Raw genomic sequence first — 7,238 nt, 5'->3', positions numbered from 1 at the left:
CCACCGGTTTCCGTGCACCCACGGACCAAAAACGAGCTTTACCGGAGCGCCGATTTTCTTGAGGCTGACGTAATTTTCGGCTGCGGTGCGCGTATAGACGTCATACCAGGAAGACATATGGACTGTCGCCACATTCTTGAGGTGATGGTAGAACCCCTCCGCATAAATTCCGGGCTGCTTCCAGTACGCATCGAACGTACCACGCTCCCATTGATCGAAGAGAAACTCTTCATATTCCGGTGCTTCCGAAAGCGGTGAGTTTCCACGGCGCCACGGCATTCTTCTGAACCAGTCGTCGACGTCGATATTCTTCAGGGTGCTGGCGACGGCCGTATTTTCCGACCGCTGGGCAATGCTCGATGCGAAGAGAACAGCCCAGGCCGCCTGCTTTAACTCATACGCGCCGCCCTGCCGGATGCCGCTCTGATAGCCGTTTGAAAACCCGCCGGAGTCGACATACATGGCCAGCAAGCCGGGTGCACCGGTAGATGCCAGGGCCATTTGCGTATGTGCCGCATAGGAAAGGCCCTTGGTCCCGATCCTGCCGTCGGACCAGGGCTGCCGCACGATCCAGTCACAGGTGTCATGGCCGTCGTTGGCCTCGCTCAGATACTTCGTGAATGTTCCTTCGGACCCGTATCTGCCGCGGCAGCTCGGATTGGAGCGCCACCGGTGCTGACACCAGCACCGGTGACCCCCTCACCTCACCCCTATTCGTTGATCTGTTTTACTTCGAAGCTGCGTCCTTGATGGCACTCGCCACCGTGAACCCGTCACTTCGCGGGACCATGCTCAGGCCTTTGCGCAACCCCCACGCCACCTTCGCGTTATGCACCGGCACGATGGCAACGTCCTCCGCGGCAACCCTTGCGGCCGTTCGCAGCAACTCTTCGCGTTCCTTTTCACTCAATGTTTTTGACGCAGAGCGGATCGCCGCGTCAAACTCCTTGTTGCTGTACCGGCCATAGTTGTTGGCTCCGGTCCCCAGGGCCTTGTCAAAGGTATGGACAACGGCGGTGGAAGGCTCCAGCGAATCACCGAGAACCGCACCAATGCCAAACATGGCCAGGCTGAATTCAGGCTCGCCACCAGCTCCGCCGCTTGTCGCCCGGGTAACAAAGTTCGCGTAGGGGAGCGTCCTTGCGTCGGTTTTTATCCCCGCCTGGGTCAACATCTGGGCAATTGCTTCGCAGACCCGTGCGTCGTTGAGGTACCGGTCATTGGTGCAGTGCAGAACCACCTTGAATCCGGAGGGATAGCCTGCCTCGGTCAGCAAGGCTTTGGCCCGCGCCGTGTCCCCGGGCTGAAGCTTCAGTGCGGGCTCGTACCCAAAAAAGCCGGCGGGAACGATCTGCGTCGCTGGTTCCGCATCGCCTTTCATGACGAACTTGTTAATGGCGTCCCTGTTAATGGCCACTGTGATGGCCTGGCGGACTCTTTTGTCCTGGAACGGGTTCTTGGCCAGCGGTTTCCCGTCATGACTGGTGACATAAGGCGAAACCGTCCGAAATTGATCCATGGACAGGTAGTTGAGTAGATAGGAGGTCGTAGAGACCACCGACACCTTGTCGCTTTTCTTCAAGGTCTCGCTCAAGCTACCGGCAGCGCCATCAATGACATCGACACTTCCGCCCAGCATTGCCGCCGCTCTCGCCGGTTCTTTCGGTATGAATTGGTAAATCACTTTTGACCAGGCCGGTTTTGAGCCCCAGTACGCGTCATTGCGTGTCATGGTCACTTGCTGGCTTGGAATGAGTCCTGCGTACTTGAAGGGACCGGTGCCCACCGCCGCCTTGCCGTTCTCGAAGTCTTCCTCCTTGATCTCCGCCCCGCTTCCTTTCGAAAGAATGGCTACGAGACCTACGTTTTCAGGCAGAGTGGGCGCGGCTTCCTTCGTCTTGATGATGACTGTCAGCGGATCCTGGACCCGAACGCTGTCGACCGCTCTCAAATACGTCTTGAATGTTCGCGGGCCGGCCAGCGCCCTGGCCCTGTCCAGCGAGAACTTCACGTCGTTGGCCGTCATCGGTTCGCCGTTGTGAAATTTGACGCCGGGGCGCAACTTGAATTCCCATTGTTTGTCATCTATCGCCTTCCAGGACAAGGCAAGCAGAGGAATGGGATGCAGCTTTTCATCCTGGCCAATCAGCGAGTCGTAGACGTTCATCCAGACGCCACGATTTGCGGCGCCCAGAACGTGGGGATCGGCAGAAGTGACTTCGGCCTTGAACCCGATCCGTAAATCGGCAGCTGACGTCATACCCGAAAGCGTCACAGCCACGGCAGCCGCCAGCAACCGGCGGGGACAAGTTAGTGCGATTCCCATTCTGAAGCTCCATGAAGTTAGGCCAGGCCTTCTACAGCAAGGCAAATACAAATGTATCGTTGAATGATACATCGTATTGTTGTACGATACAACAACTTCGGGATTTTCGCTGCACCGGCCTTACAGAATCATCAGGCGGCGAGGGACTTTTGACCAGAGGGAACACAGAACCGGGACGCGTCACTGAATAGAACTCTACGGCCCGGGTTCAGCGCAGGCGGAGCCCGCTGGCTTGCCCCCTAAGGATGTCAGCCTGTGTCACGCATTGACCGTACCCAGAAACGACGCGGGGTAGCGCAGTCCGGCGGCCGCGTCAGGCGGGAAGGCCTTGTCGAGCTGGACCAGCTCGGCCGGGCTCAGCGTGACGTCGAGTGCGGCGATGTTCTGGTCGAGGTAGCTGCGGCGCTTGGTGCCGGGAATCGGGATGATGTCCGCGCCCTGGGCCAGCACCCAGGCCAGCGCCACTTGCGAGGCGGTGACGCCTTTGGTTGCGGCCAGCTGCTTGACGACATCAACCAGTGCCAGGTTGCGCCTGAAGTTTTCTTCGGCAAAACGCGGCGAAAACTTGCGGCGATAGTCGTCGGCGGGCAGGTCTTCGGGCTTGCTGAAGGCGCCGGTCAGGAAACCGCGGCCCAACGGCGAATAGGGGACAAAGGCCACGCCGTGCTCGCGGCAGGCGGCCAGGGCGCCGGTGACTTCGGGGTCGCGCGTCCACAGCGAATATTCACTCTGCAGCGCGGCGATGGGATGCACCTTGCAGGCACGCGCCAGCGTGGCGGCAGAGGCTTCGGACAAACCCAGATAGCGCACCTTACCGGTTTTCACCAGCTCTGCCATGGCGCCGACGGTGTCTTCAATGGGCACGGTCTTGTCGACGCGGTGCTGGTAATAGAGGTCGATCTGGTCGATATCCAGACGCTGCAGGCTGGCGTCGCAGCTGGCTTTGACATATTCAGGCCGACCGTCGACGCCGCGCGCCGCTTCATTGGCCGGGTCGCGCGTGATGCCGAACTTGGTCGCGATGAACACGTCCTTGCGGCGGCCGGCGATGGCCTTGCCGATCAGCAGCTCATTGGTGTGCGGGCCGTAAATGTCGGCGGTGTCGAGGAAATTCAGGCCTTGATCGAGCGCGTGGTGAAGGGTGGCGATGGACTCGGCGTCGTCGCGGTTGCTGTAGAAGTCGCTCATGCCCATGCAGCCAAGGCCGATGGCGGAGACTTGTGGGCCGTTGCGGCCGAGGGTGCGGGTTTTGATCATGGTGTGTTTGCGTTGGGTTGAAGGGTTGGTTGAAAGGGTTGATAGACAGGGATGGGTTCAGGCGCGCTTCGGCACGGCGCGCAGCTCTTCATAGAGGCCGAGCTTCTTGCGGATGTACTGCAGGGTTTCGCGCTGGCTGCGGATGCCGGCCTCCAGCCGCGCGGCGTGCGCTTCGAGCAAGGTTTGCCGCTCGTCCAGGCTGGCGGCGGTGTTGCCTTCGCGCAGCAGCTGGGCATAGCGCTGCATGTCACGCATCGACATGCCGGTGGCGCGCAGACGCACCAGGAAGTCGAGCCAGCGCATGTCAGCATCGCTGTAGCGGCGCGCGCCGCTGCGCCGGTCTATCGGCGCAATCAGGCCGATCTGTTCGTAATAGCGCAGCGTGTAGGCGCTCAGCCCCGAGGCTTCTGCGGCTTCGGCAATGCTTAAGGAGACGGTGGGGGAGTCAATGGTTGCGGTGGTCATGAAGGGACTGTAAAACTTCGAGCACACTCGAAGTCAAGCCCCTTTTTCGCACAGGGTGTTTTGGCTGCCGCGACCACTGGAAACGGCAGGCCAAATCGCTTTCGCATCCCCTGGGGCGACAATAGGGCACATCCTGCAACGCAAGAGCACCCCCATGACCCAAGCCCAAGACCCCAACCGCGCCAGCGAACTCAAAAAGATGGAACTCTGCGACTCGTGCGCCGGCATCCAGCGCAACTGGCGCAAGGCCCCGGGCCACCCCGAGCTGGTGCAGGGCGACCCGCGCCATGAAACGCGCCGCCATGGGCTGATCACCATCACCCGCTACAAATGCGACCGCTGCGGGACGGCGTGGGAGTATGAGAACGACAAGACCAACCAGAAGGCCGGCTGGTCGGTGGTGGGCCGCTGAGGCGACTCAAGCACAGGCGGCTTACCGCTCTGCGTTGGCGCGCTTGATGAGCGCATCGCACTCGGCGCGAAGCTTCTGCAGCTTGTCTTTCCCGGCATGAAACACCTTGTCGTCGAGCGCACTGACGGCCTTCTTGCCCGAAAGCCCAGCAAGGTAAGACGCTGTTTCAAGCGCATTTTTGCAAGGCCGGAATTGATCAAACGGATCAGGCCCTTCCTTGGCCGCAGGCCACTGCTTGCGCTGCCCGTCCAGCGCTGCCTGGGTCAGGCGCAGCCGCTGGGCGTACTTCATGGCCTCCGGCTCCATGGCCCCGATGGCGTATTCATTGAGGACACGCTGCGACCTGATCGCCAGGGCCAGCGCATCCTGCTCGCCCTTGGTGGGTTGCGCCATCGCCAGCGTGGCGGCCGGAAACAGCAGGAAGGTCAAAAGCATTCGCATCAGGCCGACCATACAGGAATATGAAATCCGCCCTCTTGCCGCCCGGCCGCTTGAATCGCCATCGGCTGGACGCCGACCCCGACACGGGCTTTTGAATGACACGCGTGGCGGGGCACCGGACGCATCATGGCTCTTGCACTGAAAGGACACAACAAGCATGAAACGAAGACTGCTTCTCGCCACCACCGCACGGCTGTGCCTGGGCGGAGCTGTGTATTTCACCCTGCCGGGCGCACAGGCCCAGCCCAGCTACACCGTCAGCATGGCCCAGCTGCAGGACGCGGTGGCCAAACGCTTTCCGGTGCGCAAGCGCGCCAACGGCCTGCTGGACATGACCGTGCAGGCACCGCAGCTGCGCCTGCTACCCGAACAAAACCGGCTGGGCGCCGCCATGGCGGTGGAAGCCGCCGGCCCGGCGCTGCAGCGTGCTTACCCCGGCACCTTTGACCTGGACTTTGCGCTGCGCTACGAAGCCAGCGACATGACGATACGCGCGCACCAGCTGCGCGTGAACACGCTGCAGTTTGACGGCCTGCCGCCGCAGGCGTCGATGCTGGTATCAGGCTATGGCCCGCAGCTGGCCGAGCAGGCGCTGCAGGGCGTTGTGCTGCACTCGCTCAACCCGCAGGACCTGGCACTGCCCAACAGCATGGGCGTGCAGCCTGACCGGATCACCGTGACGGCGCGGGGGCTGGTGATTGAGTTCGTGAACAAGCCGCTGAGCTGAGCCAGCAGACCGCCGCGGTAACGCGCTAGCCGCGTTGCTCGCCCGCCAGCGCCTGCACATACGCGCGCAGCGAGGTGCGACCGCGGACAGGTGCATCGGGCACGGTGTAATGCCGGTCCAGCGTGATTCCTGTCATTGCCGCATACGATCTGGCCGCAGCACTTGAAAAGCCCATGGCCCTGAAGGCCTCTTCCCATTTCTCGCGCGGCGCAACACGCACCGAGACGGGTTTTTGCAGCGCCTCTCCAAAGGCCACGGCAACATCGCCTGCGCTGTACTGCTCTGGCCCTTCAACATGAAAGAGGCCGGTTTTGCCGGCGGGCTCGGTCATCAGGCGCGCAGCGAACTCACCCAGGTCTTGCGGCGCCACCATGGGCAGCTTGAAGTCCGCCGGGTACATGGAGTCGATCACACCTTCATCCTGCGCGGTCTTCAGCGCCGCGTCCCAGTTGCTCATGTAGTAGGCCGCGCGTATCACGCTGAACGGCACAGCTTGTGCCTCCAGGGCTTTTTCCATGTCGTAAAGAATGCCGAGGTCGCCCGCGCGCTGGACGGGCTGGGCGCCATAGGTGGACTCGGCCACGATCTTCTCGAAGCGTGTACCTTGCAGTGCCTCAATGATGGACGTCACCGTGCTGCGCTCTTCGGCATCGGTGTCGGTGGAGGGAGCCGCCGGCGGATTAAGCAGAAAAAGCCGCGTGCCCTGCTGGAAGACTTTGCGCAGCGACGGTACATCGTGGGCGTCGGCAACAGCGACCTTCGCCCGTTGGGGTACGTCGTGTTTGGTCTTGCCCACCCGGCCGGATTTTTTGGGGTCGTGGGTGATGAGGGTGACGGGCTCGCCCGCACCGATAAGGCGTTTGACCAGCGCCGAGCCGACGTGTCCTGTTCCGCCAAGAATGATATGCATGGGATTCTCCTGGTGTCAAAAGATCCATGCTCGAGGCAGGCGAGGCTCCTCAGTGACAGCCACTGGAGCCCTGGAAAGTCGGAATGCGCCGACAAGGGACAAGGAAGGGCTGCGACGCGTGCGGTCACAAGGAGACAGGCAAAAAAAAGACAGGCCTCAGCCTGTCTTTTTGGATCAGCGGGTATGTATTTGACCCGCGTTGCCGCTTACTTGGTGCCGGCTGCCTTGACGTCGGTCTTGGCTTCTGCCTTGACTGCGCTGGTGTCGACCGCAGCGTTGGCCTTGTCGGCGGCGGCTTTGGCCTTCACGGTATCAACCTTGGCATTGGCATCGATAGCGACGCCGGCTGCTTTGGCATCTGCCTTGGTGGTGGCCTTTTCAGCTTTGGTGGTGGCCTTGGCTTTGTCGTCAGCGTCTGCCTTTTCAACCTTGGCGTCGGCCTTGACCTTGGCTTTAGCGGCCTTGGCATCTGCCTTGGCGGTTTTCGCCGCGGCTTTTTCTTCGGCCTTCACCACTTTGGCATCGGCCTTGGCGTCACCCTTGGCTTCGCTTTTCACGGCGGCTGCCACAGACTTGTCGGCCTTGGCTTCAGCCTTGCCGGCAACCGGAGCGGTTTGCGTGGACGACTCGACAGGTGCCGGTGTTTGTGCAGAAGCAATGCCGACGAAGAGGGTAGCAATGAGAGTAGCGAGCAATTTGT

The 7,238-nt window shown here is 61.4% G+C and carries 8 protein-coding genes and 1 pseudogene; 2 read left to right on the top strand and 7 right to left on the bottom strand.

Going from position 1 to position 7,238, the window contains the following annotated elements; genetic code table 11:
• The 4 genes and pseudogenes from AC1DWI_RS10565 to AC1DWI_RS10550 all read right to left on the bottom strand — a co-directional run.
• Positions 1–642, bottom strand: a pseudogene (locus AC1DWI_RS10565) (CocE/NonD family hydrolase); the annotation flags it as partial.
• An 85-nt stretch (positions 643–727) separates the two neighbouring features.
• Complete coding sequence (locus AC1DWI_RS10560) at positions 728–2,326, bottom strand: ABC transporter substrate-binding protein (protein WP_477670528.1); 1,599 nt, start codon at positions 2,324–2,326, stop codon at positions 728–730.
• Between the two features lie 258 nt (positions 2,327–2,584).
• Positions 2,585–3,583, bottom strand: coding sequence for an aldo/keto reductase (locus tag AC1DWI_RS10555; RefSeq protein ID WP_477670527.1), 999 nt, complete (start codon positions 3,581–3,583; stop codon positions 2,585–2,587).
• Between the two features lie 57 nt (positions 3,584–3,640).
• Positions 3,641–4,048, bottom strand: a complete 408-nt coding sequence (locus AC1DWI_RS10550) for a MerR family transcriptional regulator (RefSeq protein ID WP_477670526.1) — start codon at positions 4,046–4,048, stop codon at positions 3,641–3,643.
• 154 nt (positions 4,049–4,202) lie between these two features.
• Between AC1DWI_RS10550 and AC1DWI_RS10545 the strand changes: the two genes are divergently transcribed.
• Positions 4,203–4,460: a hypothetical protein gene (locus AC1DWI_RS10545; protein ID WP_477649662.1), complete on the top strand. Its 258-nt coding sequence runs from the start codon at positions 4,203–4,205 to the stop codon at positions 4,458–4,460.
• A 21-nt stretch (positions 4,461–4,481) separates the two neighbouring features.
• On the opposite strand, the gene AC1DWI_RS10540 is transcribed toward AC1DWI_RS10545, so the two are convergent.
• On the bottom strand, positions 4,482–4,901 hold the full coding sequence (locus AC1DWI_RS10540; protein WP_477670525.1) for a hypothetical protein: 420 nt from the start codon (positions 4,899–4,901) through the stop codon (positions 4,482–4,484).
• A gap of 157 nt (positions 4,902–5,058) precedes the next feature.
• Between AC1DWI_RS10540 and AC1DWI_RS10535 the strand changes: the two genes are divergently transcribed.
• Positions 5,059–5,628 (top strand): DUF1439 domain-containing protein, encoded by a 570-nt coding sequence (locus AC1DWI_RS10535; protein ID WP_477670524.1) that lies wholly within the window; start codon positions 5,059–5,061, stop codon positions 5,626–5,628.
• Positions 5,629–5,653: 25 nt separating this feature from the next.
• On the opposite strand, the gene AC1DWI_RS10530 is transcribed toward AC1DWI_RS10535, so the two are convergent.
• Both AC1DWI_RS10530 and AC1DWI_RS10525 read right to left on the bottom strand, forming a co-directional pair.
• Complete coding sequence (locus tag AC1DWI_RS10530) at positions 5,654–6,538, bottom strand: NmrA family NAD(P)-binding protein (RefSeq protein WP_477670523.1); 885 nt, start codon at positions 6,536–6,538, stop codon at positions 5,654–5,656.
• Between the two features lie 206 nt (positions 6,539–6,744).
• Positions 6,745–7,238: hypothetical protein (locus tag AC1DWI_RS10525; protein WP_477724803.1), on the bottom strand; the 494-nt coding region annotated here is incomplete at its 5' end.

Source organism: Polaromonas sp. P3_C2 (genome assembly GCF_056402675.1).
The sequence above is the reverse complement of the archived record's forward strand: the minus strand, read 5'-3'. Positions and strand labels throughout refer to the sequence as shown.